Raw genomic sequence first — 21,121 nt, forward strand, 5'->3', positions numbered from 1 at the left:
TACTGATATATAGAAACGGAGTGATGTCAAATGCCAATGACCCCGCGGGAAATGGTTCAACTTCTCCGGGCCAATGGGTATGTGTGCATTAACTCCAACGGTTTACACCGGAAATTCTGGAACGAAACGACCAAAAGGACGGTTATTGTACCCTATCACACAAAAGACTTAAAAAGGGTCTGGAGCAAAAGATATTGAAAGACGCAGGACTGAAGTAATTCAAACTGTCTGCAAAAGGAGCGCTGCACTATGAAAAACGCATATTATCCAGCCGTGTTCCATCCCGAGGAGGTGGGTTACTCGGTCTTTATCCCGGACATTGAGGGCTGCTCCACCCAAGGCGACACCATAGACGAAGCGGTGGAGATGGCCAAAGATGCCATTGGGCTGATGCTGGAGGGGATAAGCGAATACCCCCAGGCCACCACTCCCTCCGCTCTTTCTCCGGAAGGAGAGGATTTCGTGGTCATGATTCCGTTCAATGCGGCGGAGTACGCCAGAAAAAACAACCGGTCTGTAAAGAAGACGCTCTCTCTCCCCGCCTGGCTCAACGAGGCAGCGGAAGCCGCTCACCTAAACTTTTCCGGCGTACTTCAGGAGGCACTGAAAGCCAAGCTGGGCATGGAAGGACAGAACCAGAGATGAAAAAATATATCTTTTGCTTGCTGCTGGCTCTGTGCCTCACCGGTTGCGCCCCCGCCGCTCCACCCTCCTCTGCTTCCGTCTCTGTTCCCTCTCCCGCCATCACTGTTCAGGAAGAGACAGAGCCCTCCCGCTCCCTGCCCCAGACCGCCGATGTGCCTCCGGGGGATTATGCCCCCTGGCAGGAGGCCTACACCGAATTTTTAGCAAACCTGCGCTCGGCGGAATACCAGCATACGATGGGGGAGCTGTCCTTTTCCGGAGATGATATGCCCAGCGACTCCTACTCCCTCTACGACGTGGACAAGGACGGCGTCCCTGAGCTCTTTTTGAAGTGCGGCAACTGCGAGGCGGACTATTACACTCTGGTCTACACCTTCCACGGCGGGCAGATCTCCAGCCTGGGCTCCTTCCAGTCGGGCCACTCCTCCCTGTACACCGTCCCGGAGGAGGATGGGGTAATCATCCGCTTCGGCCACATGGGCTATGGCAGCATTGAGAAATTTTCCATAGGGGAGGGCGGGGTCATTGGCCCCTGGGAGACCCTCCTCACCGAAACTGAGGAGGACACCCGTGAAAAGGGCTACACCGATCCTGCTCAGCTCATTCCCGGCGCTCAGCTTGTCCCCTCCTGCTATACCTGTACCCAGCTCCGCCCGGCGGACAGCCCCGCCCTGGTACTGCCCGTCTGCGATTACCAGAACCGGGAGCTCCCCGCCCCCATGGACGAGGTTCAGGTACGGGCTGTCGTGGAACAGGTTCTGTATGGGAACGCTCCCTTCTTTGGTGTGTCCGGGGACGGCTTTCACGGGGACACCGGCCTGACCACGCTGGAGGAGTATCTCCGGCCCGGGGCGGCCTACCCTTACGGGAAACAGCCTCTGGAGCTGAAAGAGACCGCCTGGGCCGACGTAAACGGGGACGGCCAAACCGACTGCCTGCTCCGGCTGGAGCAGGAGGAGGAAAAATGGATCAATGTCCACTGCGCAGTCCTCAGTGTCCAAGAGGAGGAGGTCTACGCCTATTTCTTCGACAATATCCAGGATGTGACGGTGGAGCCCAACGGCGCGGTGACCTTTCAAATTTACCAGGACTGCTGGAAGCGGGCCTCCTTCTTCAAAAATCAGAGCTATACTGTCCCCACGTCTGAGCCGGTTCAAGGTGACGGCCTGGCCTGGGACCCTTTTCAGTAAAAAACGCCCTGCGGACTGTGCCGCAGGGCGTTTTGATTACAGATATTCCACACAGGTCTCCAGCTCACTCCAGGAAAATTCCGGGTCCTCAATGGACTTCCAGCTGGGGAAATTGGCCTCCAGTTCCCTCCAGGTGAGGTACCAGAAGTCGTATTCAATGCCCAGATGGGTGGGCAGGATGTCCTCAATGATCTTTTTCAGCTCCTGAAAGTTGCCCGGCTCCCCGGCCACACCGGGAAAGGAGACGGACACCAGCCCCTTTCCCCGCTCCTTCACCACGGCGGGAACGCCGCAGCCGGAGATGGTGTCGTTAATGGCATCCAGGGTAAAGCTGTCCCCGCCGATACGCAGCAGGGCGGCCAGGGCGGCGGCCATTTTTCCCGGATCGGCGGCCACCGGGCGGCGAATCAGCAGGGAGGCAATCTTTTCCAGCCCCCAGCTCTCCGCCGACGCCAGGGAGGACTCCCGCCAGACCTCCTCCAGCCAGGCCATGATGTTATCCAGCGCCTCCCCCTGGGCGTCCAGTTCCCCGCCATTGAACACGGCCTCCAGATTGTACACCCCTAAAGGGCGCAGCAGCTCTCTCAGGCAAATTGCGTGCTTCATGCCTTTTCCTCCACACTTAGCGTACCCAGTATAGGCAGCTGGTCCTCCCCGATTGCCACGTCAGCCGCCGGGGTTGTGATGGCGTAGTTGGCCACCCCGTCGCAGTGGTAAATGATCTCGCCCAGTTTGGCCCGAAGCACCCGCTGGCCCAGCAGTCTGCCGGTAAACCAGCCCCGGATGGCCTCCTCTACCCGGGCCAGCACCTCCGCCCTGTTCCGGCCCTCCCCGGGCTCCACCTTGACGGCGATATGCACCGTCACCGTCTCGGGGGCGCGGACCTTCAAATCCACGGCGATCTCCCGCCGCTGCTCAAAATAGTCCTCCAGCTCTTCCAGCAGCTCTTCTCCGGGCAGACCGGCCAGAGTAGCGGGCACAATATCCACCGAGCCCACCCCTCTGGGCCGGGGAATGACTGCCGCCGCCGCCACCTGGTCAAAGGACAGCGCCCCCTGCTGGTAGAAGGCGCTGTTGGCCCCGTTGGGCAGGCGCTTAAAGGTCTCCAGCACCCGAACCCGCAGGGCCCCGTCCTCCTCCCCATCGGCCCCGCCGGAACAGGGCTCCGGGTTGGAGCACACGGAAATCCCCACAGGGGCCACCGCCATGGAGGTGATAGCCCCGGCGGACACATTTCCCAAGCTCCCGGCCTCCAGCGCCCGGATAGGGACGTCCACCGCCAGCTCTCCCGCCGCCAGCACGGCGGGAGCGGTGGTCTCAAACCGGACCAGCCCCGCCGTCATGCACACCGTTCCCTGGGGGATGTCCCGCGCGGCGGCCGCCGCCTCTCCGGCGGTAAAACGGACTGTTCCCACGGCGGCCACCGCCGGCTTGCGCTCCAGGCCCCGCAGCTGGGCGTGGCGGTCCAGATACTCCCCCTCCGCCGTCTGGGGAAAGGCCTGCCTCACCACCCAGTCCGCCTGGACGTACAGAGCATAGACCTGGGCCGCCAGGGCGTACAGCCGGGCGGACAGATCACAGCCCCCCTGGGGCTCCAGCCCTGTCCGCTCCCCAAAATAGACAAGCATCTCCTGATAAATTTCATCAATGGTTTTCATCTCGTTTCCACTCCTCCAGCCGTCATCACAAGGGGCAGCTGAACCGTCAGCTCCTCGCCCTCCCAGCTCAGGAAAACGGTAAGCAGCCCCGTCTCCCCCGCCTGGGTCAGCTCCACCGACTCCACCGCCAGCTCAGGCTCCTCCCGCAGGGCCTCAGCCACATACTGGGCGGCCAGAACCTGACGGGCCGACGCCTTTTCCCGGCCCAGCTGATACAGCCGACTGCCCAGATTGGGCAGAAAGGGCATCGCCCCTCTCCGAGCGGTCAGGCGGTACAGCACCCGGGCCAGCACCTCCTCCCCTCCGGACAGGGCGGTAAAGCTGCCCATCCCATTGGGGACATAATCCCCATTCACGAGCTTCCACTCCACGCTGTTTCCTCCTCACAATTTCATCTGACTGATAAGCTCCTGGGCGGCCTCCCGGGCGATTTCCCGCACCATGCTCTCCAGAGACTGGCCGTTGATGGCCAGTCCGCCCTGGCCCAGGCTCATGGAATTCTTTCCGCCGGTCACCTCCACCTGTCCCTGGCCCAGGTGGAGGGAGCACTCCATGCCGGTCAGCCTGACCTCCCCTGGCTTCAGGTCCTCCGCGTCCTGGGTGGTGCCCAGAATGCAGGGGGATTCCCCCTCCGCCCCCGCCTTGAGCACCAGCACCTTGTCCCCGGAGGTGGGCCGCCAGCTGTAGCCTCCCGGGCCGTAGACGTTCAGCCAGCGCCGCTCACCCCCCAGGCTCACCCCGGCGGGGTCGCCCCCCATGGTGATGGTGCCCATCTCCGCCGCCGGCTCCTGCACCCGCAAATTTCGATCCCGCTGTGATGTCCACATACTTCACACCTCATTTATTTTTTAGCATTTATCAGATTTGCAGCAGGGGCGGCCTGTGGCCGACTTTACAGTCACACCGTAAAGTCAGGATCGGCCAGCTCCAGCCGGCTCCAGCGGCCTGCGCCGTCCATCCCCACCGTCACCTGAACGGCCCGGTATTGGCCGTTCCAGTCCAGCCCTTTGCGCCGGACGGTAACCAAATCCCCCGGCCAGGCACAGAAGGGCTGTCCGATGGTCACCTCCATTCGAAACAGCTCAGAGGCTGATTTATCCAGCTGGAACTGTCCGCTGTACCGCATGGACTTGTAGGCGTTTTTTGCGGGCAGGGTGATAATCCGCCGTGCCCGGCCTCCTGCCGCAGCAAATTTCTTGTTGGTGACCGTCTCCGCTGTACCGCCCCACCGGTCCCGGATCATCACCTGGGACAGCACCCCGTAGCGCTTATCCCGGCGGACCAGGGAAATGAGGGGGACGCTGTCATCCACCACCCGCTCCTCGCTGTCGTCCCAGCCGGTGAGCACCAGCCGGCCCTCCCGATCAAAACGGGGGGCGACTCCCCCGTAGTACCGGGCAAACTCATAGACCACCGACCACTCGCTGCTCCCGGTGGACACCGAGAACTGGCTCACCGGAGGCAGCTTGCCCTTGGAGGCCACACTGATCCCGTAGGGCTGCACATGGTCCCGGATAATGTCCAGCTGGGTGGCAACCTGATAGTCCTGGCCCAGGGCCTCATTGTCCAGCAGCAGGGCGGCCATCCCCCTGCCGGACAGCTCCAGCAGCCGCCCTTGGCCGGTGACGCTCACCTCGCACTCATCCACTACCCCGGTGAAGACCCGCTCTCCCTGGTATTCCGCCGTAAAGCCCACCCAGTCCTCCGGCCTGGTGGTGTTGTTCTCATCCCAGACGCACCGCAGCCAAAAGCTGTCGCAGGGCACCCCTGCGGTATATTCCAGCCGCCAGGCCACCGGCCTGGGCAGCGCCCAGCGCACCTGTTTGGCGTCTGTCACATAAGCGGTCAACGCACTCGCACCTCCTCACCCACCAAAATCAGGTTGGGATTTTTAATCTGGGGATTGAGAGCAATCAGCTCCGCCAGCCTCACCCCATACCGGCTGGCCAGCGCCCACAGGGTATCCCCCTTCACCACCCGGTGGTAGAGGGGCTGACTGCCCGCCTGGGAGATGCCGCCCCCCGCTGTCCCCGTCCGCTCCCCCACCTGGGAGGCCAGGCCGTTATACAGCCCATATTCCTCCCAAAAGGCAAAGGAGTAGCGCACATAGTCGGGCCTGGGCTCCTGCTCTACCCGCAGGGAGACAAAGTAGGCGTTGGCCACCTGCCAAAGGGGGTGTACCAGCAGCCCCGGCCCATCCTCGTAAAAGACACAGGCCAGCCGCTGAAACTCCACATAGGCGCCATCCCCTGCAAACTCACCCTCGCCCTCCATAACCCGGTGCCCCATCCCCAGGTCCTGGAGCTGGTAGCGGCTGAAGGGCGTCTTGTGTACCGCCACAGCCCGCTGAAAGTCGATGGAGTACACCCTGGGGTTGTGGGGCCAGGTGTAGCTTTTATAGCGCATAGGGGTCAGATTCATCCCATCACTCCTTCTCAGTACAGATAAAAGCCCCCGTCATACCGGCGGCTGTCCCGGCGGAAGGCCTGATCCGTCCGCTCCGCCCAGCCGGCGTCACTGCCAAAATTGGAGCGGACACCATCGGCGACCCCAACCGGGGCCCGCTCCCCCTCCGGCGCCTCTGCCGCCTGGGGATAGACCGTCCTCCATGGGGCCCCAGCAGGGGAGACGGGGCCGCCGCCCGGTCTCCCCGCCCCATCCCAGCCGCTCTTTCCCCCGCCGGGGGGAACGGCCGCCGCCCGGTCCATATGCTCCAGCTGGGACGCCAGAACGGCCCCAACCTTTGGCCTGTCAACCTCCGCCGCCGGGAGGGTGTCAACCCTTGGCGGCACATTTTCCCCTCCAAAGAGCGTTTGTCTCAAAAGCTCCGGCTCTCCCGCCGGCCCATCTGTCCCATTTGCAACTCTTTTTCCGCCCGGATTGCCGTCTTCTCTAACACTTATTCTATCGTCACCTATTTCCACATCTCGGTTGACAACCGTTTTCTCATTGTAAACCCCTTCCGCCTTTTCGGATACAGACCTGTTCTGTAATCTGTCAGCCGAAGGAGCCTCCTCCTGTCCTGCGTTCTGCTGCTCCAGCCCGGACAGCTCTCTCTCCAACCGCCTCACCTGCTCCAGCAGCCGGTTGGCGTTTTCCAGGCTCTCCTCCAGATAGTCAGGCAAGCTGCGTCCCTCCTTTCAGCTCCAAAAAGCGATCCAGGTCAAAGGCGGCATTGTCCCTCTCCTCTGCCCGCTGGCGTGTGGCCTGGCCGCACACCGGGCAGCGCTCCTCCAGCGCTCGGGACCGGCATCCGAGACACAGCCGTCCCAGATCCTCCTCACGGTCCAAGAGGATGTTTGTCAAACACCACAGGTAGTCCCGTCCCTTCATCATCCTGGCCCGCTCTTCGGTGGGCAAAGCGCCAAACTGTTTCAGCACCCGCCAGCGCAGCCGCTCTTCGGGGGTGTCACGGAGTTTTTTTTTACCTTCTCCAGCTCCTCCTGAGACAGGTCCAGCCCCGGATCGCTTTCCCGGCTGAAGGCGCTCCACCGGGCGGCCAGACGGGCAATCTCCTCCACCGTCAGCCCGGCCAGCACCGCCCGTCCGTCGGCAAAGACTGGCACATGGTCCTCCGTTCCCTCCAGCGCCCTGGCCAGCAGGCAGGCGTTGGAGCACAGAGCCTGCTCTCTGCCATCACCGGCCAGCTCCGCGCTCTCCCTCCGGGCCTGGAGCACCTCCAGCGCCGACAACAGCCGCAGATCAAAGCCGTCCCCCAAAGAAATCCGGTCTTTTCCGGCTAAAATGGACAGCGCCACATCTTACACCCCCGTTTCAATCCGCCTGGAGGCCACCAGAGTGACCTTTTCCAGCACCATGCTGCCTATATTGGCGCTCTCCTCAATGGAGCTCCACTGGCAGTCGGAGTAAATAATTTTCTTATCCGGCTTGCAGATCACCAGGGAGAAGCCGGACAGGTCATGAAAATTGATGTTGTCCCTAATAGCCTCGTCTGTGGCATACAGTCGGGTCAGCTCAATCACATGGGCGGCCTGTCCGGCCACAGTGGCCACCGGCTCCTCCTCGCCAAAGGCCTCCACCGCAATGCTGCTCTTGGTTGTTTTGGCGGCGTAGCTCTGCACCACCGCCACCCGCACGCCGTCCGCCTCCAGATAGATGTCGCTGCTGGTGGGAAATCCCGCAATACTCATTGTTTAACCTCCTTACACAGTGATGTGGGCTGTCAGCCAGATCTGGTTCAGCCCGTGGGCCACGGTAAAGGCAAACTCCACCAGGCACCGGGTGGGGTCCTCCGCGTCGGCGGTTACCGACACGTCCTCATACCCGGTAATAATCTCCCGGGCCAGCTTATTCTCCAGCTCCAGCACCACCTGGGTCCGGATAGCCCCCCGGCTCTGAGCGGTGTTTTTGGCCCGGCGGAACTTGGTCCGCAGAGCGTCCCGCATACCAGGGATCACGTCGTCCACCACCCGGATGGCGGACAGGTCCCTCCAAGCGGTATCCGCCGTATCCCCGGTGGCGGTCCGGGTGGTCACCCCCCGGATCACGCTGATTACGCCGCCCAGGCTCTCCACCGGGGTAACGCCCCCCAGGATCAGCAGGTCCACATCTCTGTCCTCCAGCCGGGTGGAAAGTCCGCCCAGCCCCAGCAGCTCCGCGCCGCCCAGGGGGACGGCGGGGTCACTCTCCGCAGCAATGGCCCCCGCCACAGCGGCGGCCAGGGGCAGACCGGATATGTTCTCCCCCTCTCCGTCCACGCCGCCGGGGGCCACCAGCACCACCCGCTCGTGGTTGAGCTCCTTGGCCCGCCGAATCAGATCATCCACGCTCTCATCCTTCGCCCCCGCCAGCACGCCCAGGCGCTCCCGGCGCATGCCGGAGGCCTCAATCACGCTGTCCCGCAGCGCCTTCTGCACCCCTGCGTCTGTACTGCCGCAGATGACCAGAGCAATGTTCTCCATTCCGGCCAGCTGGGCAAAGGCCGCCTCATAGCCGCTGTCATCAGCCACCGGTACGGCCACCACCCCGGAGGCACCGTTTTTCAGCGCCAGACGGATCAGCTCCGCCATATCCTCCGCCCCGCCGGCGCCAAAGGCGGACACAGCCCGGTCATAGCTGGTAATCGTCTGGGCCACCCCTGCCTGGGCCTGGGTATTGACAGCCGCAAGGCCCACCAGCCGGCCGCTTCCCCGGCCGCTGACCACTGTGGAAGCGTCGTAGGAGGAGTAGACCCCCGGACGCTGATGTACACTGATACTCATTTTTTTACCACACCTCGCAATTCAAAATCCTCAAATCCGCCGCCCGCGCCGCACACAGCGCACAGCCACACGGTGCAAAACGCCTCCACCGGCCGTTTCAGCCGCCGGCTTTCACTGTCCCGAACGGTCTCCCCGCAGGAAAACTCCCCCAGGACAATCCCCTCGGGCCCGCCCAGAATCAGCGCCCCGGCCAAAGCGTCAAAGGCCTTCTGAACCATCTGGCCGCCCCCTTTCTCCGGGGCATAGATGTCCAGGCCAAAGGTGAGCTCCGCTCTTTTCCCATACCGCTCTTCCCATCGGTCCTCCGCCTCGTTGTACCGCTCGCCCAGATAATCCTGAAAGCCCGCCGCCCCGGCCTTACACCCCCGGAGGGAGACCACCACCACCGGCTCCTCCCGCTCCTGCCGCGGGCTCACCGGCCAGGCGGTCACCGCGGGGACGCCCCGGTCATTGAGCCAGTCCGCCATCACCTGGCGGATACCTTCCAGCCCCACGCTCATACCCTCACCTCATCTCTGGGCCGGAGTATCGCCCACCAGTGGGGGCATACTCCCTCCCCCATCAGGTGGGCAGACTGCACCTGGTACTCCTTTCCCTTCCACTCCACCAGAGTATCCGGGCCGAGGGGCTGTTCCGCAGGCCCCAAATAGAGCAGCCGCTCCTGCCTGCCTACTCCCAGCGGAGTGGAAATCTCCTGATCCCGTCCCCGATCCAGAACGGGCTGGATAAGGGCCCGAAGGGTGCTGTCCACACCCGCCCCGCGCAGGGTCACCGCCTGGCCGAAGCGGGCCAAAATATCTCTCCACTCCTGTTCCACTATCCTTCCACCCCCTGAAACACAAAGCCGTCATCCCTCAGCCAGGGGGCCAGCAGCCTGTCCGCCTGCGCGGACAGATCTTTACCCGCTCCGCCGCTCCCGGCCTCCTTCCGGATAGTCAGCTCCCCGGCGGTAAAGGAGGTCACATCGCTTCCGCCGCCCCCGCCTGTCATTCCGGACAGCCTGTCCATAGCGGTCATGGCGGCGGCCAGGGGAAAGGCGGGGCCGCAGTCCTCCGGGCACGCGCCGTCCCTTAATCTGTCAGCCAGCTGCCCGCAAACCGCCTGGATCAGGGGGAGCAGCAGCTCCTCCTGATCCTCCGCCGCCCCCATTGCCCTGCAAAGGGCCATAATCTCCCCGGTCATCTCACAGCTCCAGCACCCGGCTGGCCTCGGGGAACACCTTGGCAAAGCCGCTGACGGTGGTAATCGCCGCCCGCTCCAGCTGGCGGTCAATCAGCTTGTCATACTCCACCATCACCTCGCCGCTCTGTACCATTTCCAGGGCGAAACGCCTGTCCAGACCCACAGCGGTCTTTTCAGGCAGCACGCTGGTGCGCAGCAGCGCGGCCCCCAGCGGGGTAGCCAGCTTGCCTGTACCCTGGAAGTTGAGGCCGGTGAGCGGATTCTGGAATTCAGGCAGCTTCAGCATCTGGAGCATCACATCACCAGAAACCAGCAGAGTGTTCATCACATAGGGGTCAAATTTGGCCCAGAAGTCCACCAGAGCGCTGTAATCCAAAGTGCCTCCGGCCAGCGCAATCCTCTCCGCAGGGTTCTCGTTGCCGTCACCGTTTATGAGCACCTCCACCGCGTCCTCCAGGTGGGTGCGGGCAATGTGGGCGCCGATCTGCCGCAGGGTGACGGAAAACAGATCCAGCTTCTGAAAGCGGATGGCCTCATAGGTGGCCACCAGCATACGCCCCCGCTTGTGGAGCTTCACCAGGTTGGCCTGAACCTTGATGGTGGTCTCCGGGATGGCGGCTCCCTCCTCCACCCCCTTGAGCTCCTTCTCCTCTCCGGATGCCTCCGAAGTGATGGAGCGGTAGTCCATTCCGTCAATGGTGGTGACGGCGGCTGTAATCTGGGGCAGAATGTCCCCCTCCTCCATCCCCTGGCGGACCGTGCGGGAAATGTACTCAGGGAACAGCACAGCGGCATCGGAGGTACGGAAGAACTTTTCCACCACGTCGCTGCCCGCGCCCTTCACCTTGATATCAAAGCGCTTGAGCTGACGCTGAAAGGCGTCCAGCCCCTCCAGACTGGTGCCCTTATAGCGCTCACTGGGGTCCAGACTCTCCAGCACCTGGCTGAAAGACCGGCCCGCCTCCTGATACATACCCTTGTCCAGCTTCAAATTGTCGTAATAATATGCCATGTTTTATCCCTCCTGTTTTGATTGAAAGCTCTTTCGTCCCGCCCGCGGGCGAACTGTATAAAGTCATCACGCCAAAAAGGCCCTGTTTTCCTCGTCAAACGCGGCGCTTCCTGCCTCATACTGCAGCTGGGTCTTCAGCGGAAATTTCTCCCCTGTCCGGCGGGCGAAGGATTTCTTCAGCTCCTCCAGCTCAGCGGGCGACAGCTTGTCTGTCAGTGACTTCACAGCCCGTCCATCCAGCTCCCGGTCGGCCAGCAGGGCCAGGCGGACCACCTCGCCCCGGAGGTTTTCCAGATACTTCCGTCCCAGAGCGGCCTCCTCCTCCAGCCGCGCCATGGCCTGACCGCCTCCCCGCCGGGCGGACTTCACCACCCCGGCCATAGGCTGAGCGGGCACCGCCACAAAGGAGAACTCATAGGCGTCGCTGGCCCCCTCCAGCTCGGCCCAGCACAGCTGTCCGCCGTACTCCTGCCCCTTTTCGTGCCCGCAGTCGGTCACAGTCCGGTCGCAGCCGCAGACAGAGCAGATGGAGCGCTCCACCGAGCATCCCACGCTGACCTCCTTTTTGATGCCCCCCTCAATCTCGGCAATCAGATCCCTGCTGCTGCCGGTACACACCATATAGGCGTACCCTTTCAGCCAGCAGTAGCCGTCCCCGGCCCTGGTCAGCCGCTCCGGTTCCCGAATCACCTCTGTTTTGTAGATCCGGGCCGCCTGTCCCCTGGCCGACCACTGGTGGTCAAAGATGCCGCTCTTTCCGACAAACATGGGGGCCAGCTCCTCCAGAGTCTGGGGTAAAAACCGCTCAAAATCCCGGTCAATCTCGTTGTCGCACAGCCGCACTGAGAAGGTGTACACCTCCTCCCGGGCCAAAGGCCGCCGGGCCAGAGCCCCGATCAGCTCCAGATCGCCCGCTGCCAGGGCGGCTCCCTCGCCGCCCACTGTCTCCTTAATGATTTTCATGCTTCCCTCCTCAATTTTTCCGCCTGAGCCCGGTATAGCTCTGCTCTGGCCTCCTCCACAATGTCCTGCAGGTTAATGTCATCCCAGACAATCTCCGCCTTCTCCCCAAACCCGTGGAGCCGCAGCCACAGCTCGGCCGCCCGGCACAAAGCGGGCTCCACACAGCGGCGGATGGCGCTCACCTCACTGGTGAGCATATCTGCCTGCTGGGCGCTCATCCGCTCGGTGGACGACCAGGACAGCCCCAGCATAAAGGGGGGAATCCCCGTCCGGGCCACCAGCTGCTCCAAAATCTGCCTCACGGGAATCTCGCTGTCCAGAATCTGGCTGTCGGCGCCGATGACCTTAATGTCCACATCGCCCACCGCCACAAAATCCCGCACGCTTCCCTCCCGTCCCGCCTGCATGGCGGTGGACCACTCCTGGGCAAGAAGTCCGCACCGCTCCTGGGCAAAGGCCTCCTCACCCTCTCCCGGCCTGCACACCACGGCAAAGCGGAGGCTGCCCGCCCGCTCCCAGTTCTGGCCGGTGGCCTGAAAAATCTTCAGCAGAATCCCGGCCATAAAGGGCATGGACCGCAGCAGCGACACTCCACAGGGGGCATCCCCCGTGGGCTGAAAGGGGGTAAACAGCAGCAGATCCTGCCAGGGCAGCTCCCGATTGTCTCCCGTCCCGGCCCTGCACAGCCGAAAGTCCAGGGGGCTATCCCCCAGCTTGACCTCTACCTGTTCCGGGTCAGCGCACAGCAGCGCGGCGATATCCTTCCCATCCCCGGTCAGCACAACCTCACCCAGGGCATGGCCGCAGGTAAACAGATCATCCAGGTAGCGGTCCAAAAAGGCCTGCACTCCCCGTTGGCCCCAGCCCACATCCACCGTCCGAAAGAACTCCTCCAGCCCCGCCTGAGCCTGCCTGTTCTCACACCGGACACCCACCCCGCCGCACAGCCGGGTCAGCTTCCAGATGGCGGCGTCCACAATGGGCACCCCCTCCCGGATAGCCCGGTACAAGGCAATCTCCCCGGCGCGCAGGGGGACGTACCGGTCCAGCACCCCAAAGGGGTGGCCTTCGCTCCGCCTCACCTGCACCACAGGCGCAGGGGGCTCCCTCCGTTTTTGCTTCCACCACTTCATGTACTTCCTCCTTTATTTCTGATCGTCCCGCCCGCAGGCGGGCAAAGCCTCCCTTCGCAAAGGGAGGCGGCGCCGGCTGAAAGCCGGTGACGGAGGGTTTTCCTGCCAAGACGCAATGCCCCTTTTGGACCCCCCACCCGCTTCGCGTCAGCCCCCTTTGCGAAGGGGACCTTTTGCGTAAAGCTAAAACGCCCCTCGCTCCACGCACCCGGCGCACACCCCGCCCCGGCTCTCCTTCCCGGCCACGGTAGCGGCAAAATACCGGATCTCGTCCATGGCGTGGTCGTGCTCCTTGCGCACCTGGTCCTGTCCCTGCGCCCGGTCATCCCACCGGTACAGGGAGAACTCCCGGATGGCGTCCTTGCAGCCTTTGCAAATTACAATCCTGCCGCTTTTCAGCAGCTGAGCGGTAAGCCGAATTCCGGACAGCACCTGGTTGTCCGCCTTTCTCACCCGCCAGCCCCGGCGGCGCAGGGTTTCGCAGAAGCTGGCCGCCGAGGGGTCGGCCACCACCGCCCGGACGTTCCGCCCTCCGGCCAGCCTGGCCAGCTCATTGGCATACTCCTCATCGGTCTTCTGCCTTCTCATGGCCCGGGCGTCGTAGTAATACTCGTCCACCCGGTACCACACCCCATTTTTCCTCCCCCACAGCCCCATGGACGTGGGATTGGAGGTGCCGTAGTCGCAGGAGATGTACCACTCTTCAAGCTCCCCCTCCGGAACATCCCGGACAAAGCTCTCGTCAAAGAAGTCATACACCAGCCCCTCAGCGGCCACCCACTCCCCCAGTACAAACCGGCGGTAGAAGGTCCCCTGAAAGGTGTTGGCGTACCGCTCCCGCACCTGGGGAGACAGCCCCGGGTTGTCCTCCATGGTAAACTGAAGCCGCAGGGCGTTTTTTTCCTCCGCCTTGCACACCCACTCCTGATAAAACCAGTGGGCGGGGGACTCCGGGTTGCAGGAGAACCACAGTCTGCTCCCCGCAACCGAGCACCGGGCGGCGGCCTGCTCCACAAAGGACCGGGGCATCAGCGCCGCCTCGTCCAGCAGAGCCCCCGCCAGTGTAATGCCCTGGATGAGGGCGGCGGAGCTCTCATCCTTGCCTCCAAAGAGGTAGAAGGAATTTCTCCGTCCGCCCAGCTTCACCCGAATCACGTTTTTGCTCACCTTCTGCTCACACCGGAACCCCATTCCCTCCAGCAGGGGAATCAGCTCAGACAGCATATTTCTCCTCACCGACTGGATGGTCCGCCCGCACAGGGCAAAATTCCGGTTTTGAAAGGAGCTCATAGCCCAGCAGAAGAAGGAAAGGCCGGTACACAGCGTCTTGCCGCTGCGCACCGCCCCGTCACAGATAACGGCCTGCCTCTCCCTGTCCGGGGAGCCGGGCCGCCACCAGGTAAGCACCCGCCTTTGCTTTTCAGAAAAAACCAACCTATCCCCCCTGTCCCTCCATGGCCTGGAGGAAGCGGTCCACCTGGTCCTCGCCGCTGTGGTCCACCGTGTCCAGCAGCCGCTCCAGCAGCCGCCCCCGGTCCACAAATCTCAGCTCCACCACGCCGCTGCTTCCCCGCTTGAATTCGGTGAGGGCGTCCAGGTCCAGCCCGTCGGTCCCGCACCACTCCTCAGGCGGAAAGCAGGCCAGCTTGACAGCGTCTCCCGCCCCCGCGTTGGCCAGCTTCCACATCCGCCTGATAATCTGCTCCCTGTCCGGAAGCCCTTTCGCTTTCGCCACATCATCCCTCCTTACACCCATAGCGGTTTGGGGATAAAAGTTGTACGTTTTCATGCACCGAACAAAAAATTTTTTCTTCTCACTGTTTTTCGCTCTCTTTCTCGTCCGCCGCAGGCTATAGTCAAATGAATCATGCTTCCCGCCTCTGCAGGCCTGATGTCAACTACAGCAATTCTGACGATTGCTATAGTTTGAACCCCATCAAACCCCAAAAGAAAAAATTTCCTGTCGCTGGCGGCGCATAGAAAAAAGTCCCGCTCCACATCCTGACCATACCCGCAAATTCATGGATCAGGAGGAATCCTTTATGAAAAAATCCCTGTCACTTTTGCTGGCCGCGTGTATGCTCACCGCCGCGGTGTTCCCGTCCGGAGCCGCTCCGGCGGCGGACAGCGGCCTGTCTCTCTCCTGCGCCTCCGCCGTACTGATGGAAAAGGAGACGGGCGCCTTCCTCCTGGAGGAAAACGCCCACGAGCAGCTGGAGCCGGCCAGCGTCACCAAGATCATGACCCTTCTTCTGGTGATGGAGGCGGTGGACTCCGGCCAGCTGTCCAAGGACGACCCGGTCACCGTCTCCGCCTACGCCGCCGGCATGGGCGGCTCCCAGGTCTACCTGGAGGAGGGGGAGCAGATGCCCGTGTCCGAGATGATTAAATGCGTCACCGTGGTCTCAGGCAACGACTGCGCCGTGGCCCTGGCCGAGCATCTGGCGGGCAGCGAGGGGGCCTTTGTCACCCGGATGAACCAGCGGGCCCAGGAGCTGGGCATGACCGACACCACTTTTTTAAACTGCACCGGCCTGCCCGCCCAGGGCCACATCACCAGCGCCCACGATATCGCCCTGATGTCCCGTGAGCTGATTTTGAACCACCCCTCCATTCGGGAGTACACTACCATCTGGATGGACTCCATCCGAAACGGCGAATTCGGCCTGACCAACACCAACCGCCTGGTCCGCTTCTACCAGGGGGCCACCGGCCTGAAAACCGGCTACACCAGCTCCGCCCACTACTGTATGTCGGCCACTGCCGAGCGGGACGGCATGGAGTTGATCGCGGTGGTGATGAAATCCCCCACCAGCAACCAGCGCTTTGACGACGCCAAGGCCCTTTTGGACTACGGCTTTGCCAACTACACCATGGTCCCCGTCTACCCGGACGCCCCTCTGGCCCCGGTGGACGTCCTTCTGGGCGCTCAGGCCCAGGTCCAGCCCCAGCCGGAGCGGGACTGCCGCCTTCTGGTCCACAAGGGTGAGGAGAACCTGGTAAACACCAGGCTCTCCATGGCCCAGGATGTGGAGGCCCCAGTGGAACAGGGCCAGATTCTGGGACAGCTGGAGATCTACGTGGGGGATGAGCTTCGTGACACCATTCCCATCCTATCCACCCAGCAGGTAGACCGCCTGTCCATCCCAGGCATCTTCACCCGCATGCTCAGCAAGCTGCTCATGGCGGACTGACCGCCATCCCTCACCCTATCCTGTAGGGCGGGACGACCTTGGCCCGCCGCCGTCTCGAAATGGACTCCATCACCGAACGGCGCGCCGGGTCGTCGCGCCCTGCAAAATTGGGATGGCCCGCCCAAGGGGCGGGCCATCCCCCTCCACTCCTTGCCGCGCCCGGAATTTCTTTTCAATTTCCCCCCTGGTTTTCCACTATTTTACTTGACGCTTCTTTCCTATTGTTGTATAATTTTTATAAATATATCCAAGTACACCCGACAGTCCCTTGTTGGTTTTGGCTGACAAGAGGCTTCCAAAAGATTCCACGAGGTGATAAATATGTCCAAATACCAAGAAAAACTCTCCTCCAACGACCTTTTTTTGGAGCTTGAGGCCTTTTCCGAGGGCCGCTCCACCCACGCCTGGAAGTGCTTAGGCGCCCATCCTGTCAAGGATGAGAACGGCGTTGAGGGCTACCTGTTCCGGGTCTGGGCTCCCAACGCGCCCAAGGTTACCGTCATCGGCGACTTCAACAACTGGGATCTGGAAGCAACCCCCATGTCCAAGGTGGAAGGAGGCATCTGGGAGGCATTCCTCCCCGGCCTGAACCGGTACGATGCCTATCAGTACGCCATACATAAGGCGGACGGCAGCGGCTTCGTGGGCAAGGTCGACCCCTACGGCTTCCACGCCGCCACCCGGCCCGACGTATCCACCAAGATCTACGACCTGGACACCGGCTACCAGTGGGGCGACCAGGACTGGTTCACATTCCGCTCCAAAAATCCCCCTTACCGCCGGCCCATGAACATCTACGAGTGCCACCTGGGCTCCTGGCGGCGCACCGGTGAGGGCGAGTTCCTCAGCTACCGGGACATCACCTCCTATCTGGTCCCCTATGTCAAGGAGATGGGCTTTACCCATGTGGAGCTGCTCCCCGTCACCGAGCACCCTCTGGACGCCTCCTGGGGCTACCAGTGCACCGGCTACTTCGCCGCCACCAGCCGCTTCGGCACCCCGGACGATCTGAAATATCTCATCGACCAGCTCCACCAGGCGGGCGTTGGCGTGATTATGGACTGGGTCCCCGCCCACTTCCCCCGGGACGCCTTCGGCCTGTATAACTTCGACGGCACCCCCACCTATGAGTACGCCGACCCCCGGAAGGGGGAGCATAAGGAGTGGGGCACTGATGTGTTCGATTTTGGCCGGCCTGAGGTCCGCTCCTTCCTGTTCTCCTCGGCCATGTTCTGGCTGGAGGAGTACCACATGGACGGCCTGCGGGTAGACGCGGTGTCCTCCATGCTCTATCTGGACTACAACCGGAAGGCCGGCGAGTGGATGCCCAATATAAACGGCGGCCACGAAAATCTGGAGGCCATCAAGTTCTTCCAGGACCTGAACACCGCCGTCTTCGCCGCCCACCCCGACGTGCTGATGATCGCTGAGGAGTCCACCGCCTGGCCCAAGGTGACCAAGCCTGTGGACGACGGCGGCCTGGGCTTCAACTTCAAGTGGAACATGGGCTGGATGAACGACATCTGCCACTATATCAAGCTGGACCCCTACTTCCGTCAGTTCAACCACCGGGACATCACCTTCTCCCTGATGTACGCCTTCTCAGAGAACTATATCCTCCCCCTGTCCCATGACGAGGTGGTCCACATGAAGGGCTCTTTCTTCGGAAAGATGCCCGGGGACAACCCCCAAAAGTTTGCCGGCGTCCGGGCCTTCTACACCTATATGATGACCCACCCCGGCAAAAAGCTCACCTTCATGGGCGCTGAGCTGGGCCAGTGGAACGAGTGGCACTACGAGTACTCCCTGGACTGGCACCTGCTGCAATACGCCCCCCACCGCCAGACCCAGGATTTCTTCAAGGCCATGAACGCCTTCTACCTGGAAAACTCCCCCCTCTGGGACCAGGACGACTCCTGGCAGGGCTTCCAGTGGCTGTGCGCCGACGACAACAACGCCAACACCGTGGCCTTCCTGCGCTGGGACCGGAAGGGGACCCCTCTCATTGTGCTGTGCAACTTCTCCCCTGAGCACCGGGACGGCTACCGCGTAGGCGCTCCCTTCGGCGGCACCTGGGCTGTGGCCTTCAACACCGACGACCCGGCCTACGGCGGCGAGGGTCTGGGCGACAAGGCCCCCATCAAAACCGAGAAGATCCCCTGCCACGACCAGCAGCAGTCCCTGGCGATCGACCTGCCCCCCATGTCCGCCGTCATCCTGCACTGCGTGCGCAAAAATCCCGTCCGTAAGCCCAAGGCCGAAAAGGCCCCCGCCAAGAAGGCCGCCTCCAAGGCCAAAAGTGAAAAATCCGCCGGGGACAAGCCCAAAAAGGCGTCCCGCTCCAAAAAGACGGAAAAATAAGCCTCCCTCAAAAGAGGGAGGCGCCGCGGCAAAGCCGCGGCGGAGGGAGTTTGTCCAAGGAAAGCTCCCTCAGCCACCGCCTTACGGCGGTGGCAGCTACCGGGCACCCTTGGGGCCCAGCGGTCCCAACTTTATATAGATGCCATCGCACCAAAAAAGTAAGAGGTGAACAACATGAAGAAAGAAGTTGTCGCCATGCTGCTGGCCGGCGGCCAGGGCAGCCGGCTCTACGCCCTGACCAGCAACGTGGCAAAGCCCGCCGTCCCCTTTGGCGGAAAATACCGCATCATTGATTTTCCTCTGTCCAACTGTGTCAACTCCGGTATCGACACCGTAGGCGTTCTCACCCAATACCGCCCCCTGGAGCTGAACAGCTACCTGGGCAACGGCCAGCCCTGGGACCTGGACCGGTCTGACGGCGGCGTACATATCCTCCCCCCCTACCTGGGTGAGGGCGAGAAGGGCAGCTGGTACAAGGGCACTGCCAACGCCATCTACCAGAACATTGGCTTTTTAGACCTGTATGACCCTGAGTACGTAGTCGTCCTGTCCGGCGACCATATCTATAAGATGGATTACTCTGAAATGGTGGACTTCCACAAAAAGTCCGAGGCCGCCTGCACCATCTCCGTGCTGGAGGTCACCATGGAAGAGGCCAAGCGCTTCGGCATCCTGAACGTGGAATCCGACGACAAGGTCTATGAGTTTGAGGAGAAGCCCCCCCAGCCCAAGAGCAACCTGGCCTCCATGGGCATTTATGTGTTCACCTGGTCCAAGCTGCGCAAGTACCTCATTGATGATGAGGCCGACCCCAACTCCTCCAACGACTTTGGCAAGAACATCATCCCCAACATGCTGGGCGCCGGCGAAAAGCTGATGGCCTACCGCTTTGCGGGCTACTGGAAGGACGTAGGCACCATCGACTCCCTGTGGGACGCCAACATGGACCTTCTGGCCGGCAGCAGCAGCGGCCTGGACATGTATGACGACAGCTGGCCCATCTACGCCCGCACCCCCATCAAGCCCCCCCACTGCACCGGCCCTGACGCTGTCATCACCCACTCCATGGTCACCGGCGGCAGCACGGTTGACGGCACAGTCGCCAACTCGGTGCTCTTCAACTCGGTTACCGTTGAGAAGGGGGCCGACATCCAGTACTCCATCCTCATGCCCGGCGCCAAGGTGAAGCAGGGTGCCAAGGTGTACTACTCTATTGTAGCCGAGGGCGCCACCGTAGAGGCCGGAGCCACTGTAGGCGCCGCCCCCGACGGCGGCGACAACTGGGGGATCGCCGTAGTGGCCAGCGGGGTCACCGTGGGCGAAAACGCTGTTGTCTCACCAAAAGCAATGATTCGTGAAGATGTGAAAGGAGGTGAGCAGGCATGAATGATCTGCACAGCATCCTGTTTGCTTACCGCTCTGACGCCAACTTAGGCGAACTGACCCGTCCCCGCAACACCTGCTCTCTGCCCTTCGGCGGCCGGTACCGTCTGATCGACTTTATGCTGTCCAACTGCGTCAATGCCGGCATCACCGACGTAGGCGTGGTGGTCCACCAGAGCTATCAGTCCCTGCTGGACCACCTGGGCTCCGGCAAGGACTGGGACCTGAGCCGCAAGCACGGCGGCCTGCGCATCCTGCCCCCGTTCAGCTACACCGAACAGGGCCAGGGCGAGTACCGGGGCAGCATGGAGGCTCTGGCCGGCGTCTACGACTATCTGGAGGATATCCGTCAGGAGTATGTCCTGCTGGCCTGGGGCGACATTGCCATCAACCTGCCAGTCAACGAGGTCTTTGAGCAGCATAAGAACTCGGGCGCGGACATCACCATTGTCTGCACCCCCACTCTGAAGGGTGCGCCCCAGTTCTCCGAATACGTGGAGGTCAGCGAAGAGGGCCGCATCACCGACCTGTCCGTCCACCCCACCTCCGCCGACAAGGCACTGGAATCCCTGGAGATCTACATCCTTTCCAAGCGTCTGCTGATGGACATGGTCAACTACTGCTCCGCCCATGACGTGACCAATTTCAGCCGCGGCGTACTCCAACCCCGGATGAAGTCCCTGAAGATGATGCCCTATATCCACAAGGGCTATGTGGGCCGCTTCCAGTCGGTAAGCGACTATTTCCAGCGCTCCCAGGACCTGCTGGACCCCGCAGTTCGGGCCGACCTGTTCAACCCCGCCCGTCCCATCCGCACCAAGGACCAGTCCAACCCCTCCACCTACTACGGGCCGGAGTCCAAGTCTGTCTGCTCCCTGGTGGCCGACGGCTGCCAGATCGAGGGCGAGGTGGAAAACTCCATCCTGGCCCGCGGGGTTGTGGTGGAAAAGGGCGCTAAGGTGTCCAACAGCGTGCTCATGCAGGGTACGGTGGTCAAGGCCGGGGCCTCTTTGTCCTATGTCATCGCCGATAAGGCTGTCACGGTGAATGAGGGCCGTATGCTCATGGGCCACTTTACCTACCCCCTGGCCATTGCCAAGGGCTCGGCCGTCTGATCCTTTTACCCTTACAGACGCTCTCCTCGCAAGGGAGGGCGTCTGTCTGGCAAAATCCGCAGG

Annotated in this window: 26 protein-coding genes; 7 read left to right on the top strand and 19 right to left on the bottom strand. The window is 62.2% G+C overall.

The genetic code is table 11. From position 1 onward, the window contains the following. The first annotated feature begins 51 nt into the window (after positions 1-51). The 3 genes from NFS22_RS09140 to NFS22_RS09150 are packed head-to-tail and all read left to right on the top strand — an operon-like array spanning position 52 to position 1,835. Positions 52-198: a type II toxin-antitoxin system HicA family toxin gene (locus NFS22_RS09140; protein ID WP_251317493.1), complete on the top strand. Its 147-nt coding sequence runs from the start codon at positions 52-54 to the stop codon at positions 196-198. Positions 199-249: 51 nt separating this feature from the next. Continuing rightward, entirely contained in the window at positions 250-645 is a 396-nt protein-coding gene (locus NFS22_RS09145; protein ID WP_251317437.1) for a type II toxin-antitoxin system HicB family antitoxin, read from the top strand. Next, on the top strand, positions 642-1,835 hold the full coding sequence (locus NFS22_RS09150) for a hypothetical protein (RefSeq protein ID WP_251317438.1): 1,194 nt from the start codon (positions 642-644) through the stop codon (positions 1,833-1,835). The genes NFS22_RS09145 and NFS22_RS09150 overlap by 4 nt, the downstream gene beginning before the upstream one ends. Positions 1,836-1,871: 36 nt before the next feature. Here NFS22_RS09150 and NFS22_RS09155 read toward each other — a convergent pair whose 3' ends face one another. From NFS22_RS09155 to NFS22_RS09245, 19 genes are all read right to left on the bottom strand, one after another. Beyond that, entirely contained in the window at positions 1,872-2,441 is a 570-nt protein-coding gene (locus tag NFS22_RS09155; protein WP_251317439.1) for a DUF2313 domain-containing protein, read from the bottom strand. Further along, a complete protein-coding gene (locus NFS22_RS09160) occupies positions 2,438-3,493 on the bottom strand; it encodes a baseplate J/gp47 family protein (protein WP_251317441.1) in 1,056 nt (351 codons plus the stop codon). The genes NFS22_RS09155 and NFS22_RS09160 overlap by 4 nt, the downstream gene beginning before the upstream one ends. Further along, positions 3,490-3,864 carry a hypothetical protein gene (locus NFS22_RS09165; RefSeq protein ID WP_251317442.1) on the bottom strand — a complete coding sequence of 125 codons (375 nt, stop codon included), beginning with the start codon at positions 3,862-3,864 and terminating at the stop codon, positions 3,490-3,492. Before NFS22_RS09165 ends, NFS22_RS09160 begins: the two co-directional genes overlap by 4 nt. 12 nt (positions 3,865-3,876) lie before the next feature. Beyond that, positions 3,877-4,320 carry a hypothetical protein gene (locus tag NFS22_RS09170; RefSeq protein ID WP_251317444.1) on the bottom strand — a complete coding sequence of 148 codons (444 nt, stop codon included), beginning with the start codon at positions 4,318-4,320 and terminating at the stop codon, positions 3,877-3,879. Positions 4,321-4,391: 71 nt separating this feature from the next. Further along, positions 4,392-5,342 carry a hypothetical protein gene (locus tag NFS22_RS09175; protein WP_251317446.1) on the bottom strand — a complete coding sequence of 317 codons (951 nt, stop codon included), beginning with the start codon at positions 5,340-5,342 and terminating at the stop codon, positions 4,392-4,394. Continuing rightward, positions 5,339-5,914, bottom strand: a complete 576-nt coding sequence (locus NFS22_RS09180; RefSeq protein WP_251317448.1) for a LysM peptidoglycan-binding domain-containing protein — start codon at positions 5,912-5,914, stop codon at positions 5,339-5,341. Before NFS22_RS09180 ends, NFS22_RS09175 begins: the two co-directional genes overlap by 4 nt. 14 nt (positions 5,915-5,928) lie before the next feature. Then, on the bottom strand, positions 5,929-6,618 hold the full coding sequence (locus NFS22_RS09185; protein ID WP_251317450.1) for a hypothetical protein: 690 nt from the start codon (positions 6,616-6,618) through the stop codon (positions 5,929-5,931). Beyond that, positions 6,611-6,874, bottom strand: coding sequence for a molybdopterin oxidoreductase (locus NFS22_RS09190; RefSeq protein WP_251317452.1), 264 nt, complete (start codon positions 6,872-6,874; stop codon positions 6,611-6,613). The genes NFS22_RS09185 and NFS22_RS09190 overlap by 8 nt, the downstream gene beginning before the upstream one ends. Next, positions 6,868-7,251, bottom strand: a complete 384-nt coding sequence (locus tag NFS22_RS09195) for a hypothetical protein (RefSeq protein WP_251317454.1) — start codon at positions 7,249-7,251, stop codon at positions 6,868-6,870. The genes NFS22_RS09190 and NFS22_RS09195 overlap by 7 nt, the downstream gene beginning before the upstream one ends. 3 nt (positions 7,252-7,254) lie before the next feature. Beyond that, positions 7,255-7,644 (bottom strand): hypothetical protein, encoded by a 390-nt coding sequence (locus tag NFS22_RS09200; protein WP_251317456.1) that lies wholly within the window; start codon positions 7,642-7,644, stop codon positions 7,255-7,257. Between the two features lie 12 nt (positions 7,645-7,656). Continuing rightward, positions 7,657-8,715 carry a phage tail sheath C-terminal domain-containing protein gene (locus NFS22_RS09205; protein ID WP_251317458.1) on the bottom strand — a complete coding sequence of 353 codons (1,059 nt, stop codon included), beginning with the start codon at positions 8,713-8,715 and terminating at the stop codon, positions 7,657-7,659. Next, positions 8,712-9,215 carry a hypothetical protein gene (locus tag NFS22_RS09210; RefSeq protein WP_251317459.1) on the bottom strand — a complete coding sequence of 168 codons (504 nt, stop codon included), beginning with the start codon at positions 9,213-9,215 and terminating at the stop codon, positions 8,712-8,714. The genes NFS22_RS09205 and NFS22_RS09210 overlap by 4 nt, the downstream gene beginning before the upstream one ends. Further along, entirely contained in the window at positions 9,212-9,532 is a 321-nt protein-coding gene (locus NFS22_RS09215; protein WP_251317461.1) for a hypothetical protein, read from the bottom strand. The genes NFS22_RS09210 and NFS22_RS09215 overlap by 4 nt, the downstream gene beginning before the upstream one ends. Further along, positions 9,532-9,897 carry a hypothetical protein gene (locus tag NFS22_RS09220; RefSeq protein WP_251317463.1) on the bottom strand — a complete coding sequence of 122 codons (366 nt, stop codon included), beginning with the start codon at positions 9,895-9,897 and terminating at the stop codon, positions 9,532-9,534. Before NFS22_RS09220 ends, NFS22_RS09215 begins: the two co-directional genes overlap by 1 nt. Before the next feature lies 1 nt (position 9,898). Further along, on the bottom strand, positions 9,899-10,909 hold the full coding sequence (locus NFS22_RS09225) for a phage major capsid protein (protein ID WP_251317465.1): 1,011 nt from the start codon (positions 10,907-10,909) through the stop codon (positions 9,899-9,901). 66 nt (positions 10,910-10,975) lie between these two features. Continuing rightward, on the bottom strand, positions 10,976-11,872 hold the full coding sequence (locus NFS22_RS09230) for a hypothetical protein (RefSeq protein ID WP_251317467.1): 897 nt from the start codon (positions 11,870-11,872) through the stop codon (positions 10,976-10,978). Further along, positions 11,869-13,005, bottom strand: a complete 1,137-nt coding sequence (locus NFS22_RS09235) for a phage portal protein (protein ID WP_251317468.1) — start codon at positions 13,003-13,005, stop codon at positions 11,869-11,871. Before NFS22_RS09235 ends, NFS22_RS09230 begins: the two co-directional genes overlap by 4 nt. Before the next feature lie 183 nt (positions 13,006-13,188). Then, positions 13,189-14,439: a PBSX family phage terminase large subunit gene (locus NFS22_RS09240; protein ID WP_251317470.1), complete on the bottom strand. Its 1,251-nt coding sequence runs from the start codon at positions 14,437-14,439 to the stop codon at positions 13,189-13,191. Position 14,440: 1 nt separating this feature from the next. After that, on the bottom strand, positions 14,441-14,740 hold the full coding sequence (locus NFS22_RS09245) for an XRE family transcriptional regulator (protein ID WP_251317471.1): 300 nt from the start codon (positions 14,738-14,740) through the stop codon (positions 14,441-14,443). Positions 14,741-15,047: 307 nt separating this feature from the next. On the opposite strand from NFS22_RS09245, the gene NFS22_RS09250 reads away from it, so the two are divergent. The 4 genes from NFS22_RS09250 to glgD all read left to right on the top strand — a co-directional run bounded on the left by NFS22_RS09250 (position 15,048) and on the right by glgD (position 21,058). Beyond that, positions 15,048-16,199 (top strand): D-alanyl-D-alanine carboxypeptidase family protein, encoded by a 1,152-nt coding sequence (locus tag NFS22_RS09250; RefSeq protein ID WP_251317473.1) that lies wholly within the window; start codon positions 15,048-15,050, stop codon positions 16,197-16,199. A gap of 321 nt (positions 16,200-16,520) precedes the next feature. Continuing rightward, complete coding sequence (glgB, locus tag NFS22_RS09255; RefSeq protein WP_251317475.1) at positions 16,521-18,560, top strand: 1,4-alpha-glucan branching protein GlgB; 2,040 nt, start codon at positions 16,521-16,523, stop codon at positions 18,558-18,560. 174 nt (positions 18,561-18,734) lie between these two features. Continuing rightward, positions 18,735-19,946 (top strand): glucose-1-phosphate adenylyltransferase, encoded by a 1,212-nt coding sequence (locus tag NFS22_RS09260; protein WP_251317476.1) that lies wholly within the window; start codon positions 18,735-18,737, stop codon positions 19,944-19,946. Next, on the top strand, positions 19,943-21,058 hold the full coding sequence (gene glgD, locus NFS22_RS09265) for a glucose-1-phosphate adenylyltransferase subunit GlgD (RefSeq protein WP_251317477.1): 1,116 nt from the start codon (positions 19,943-19,945) through the stop codon (positions 21,056-21,058). Before NFS22_RS09260 ends, glgD begins: the two co-directional genes overlap by 4 nt. Positions 21,059-21,121: the final 63 nt, after the last annotated feature.

Origin of the sequence: Flintibacter muris, assembly GCF_943192995.1 — a bacterium.
GTDB classification, from domain to species: domain Bacteria; phylum Bacillota; class Clostridia; order Oscillospirales; family Oscillospiraceae; genus Lawsonibacter; species Lawsonibacter muris.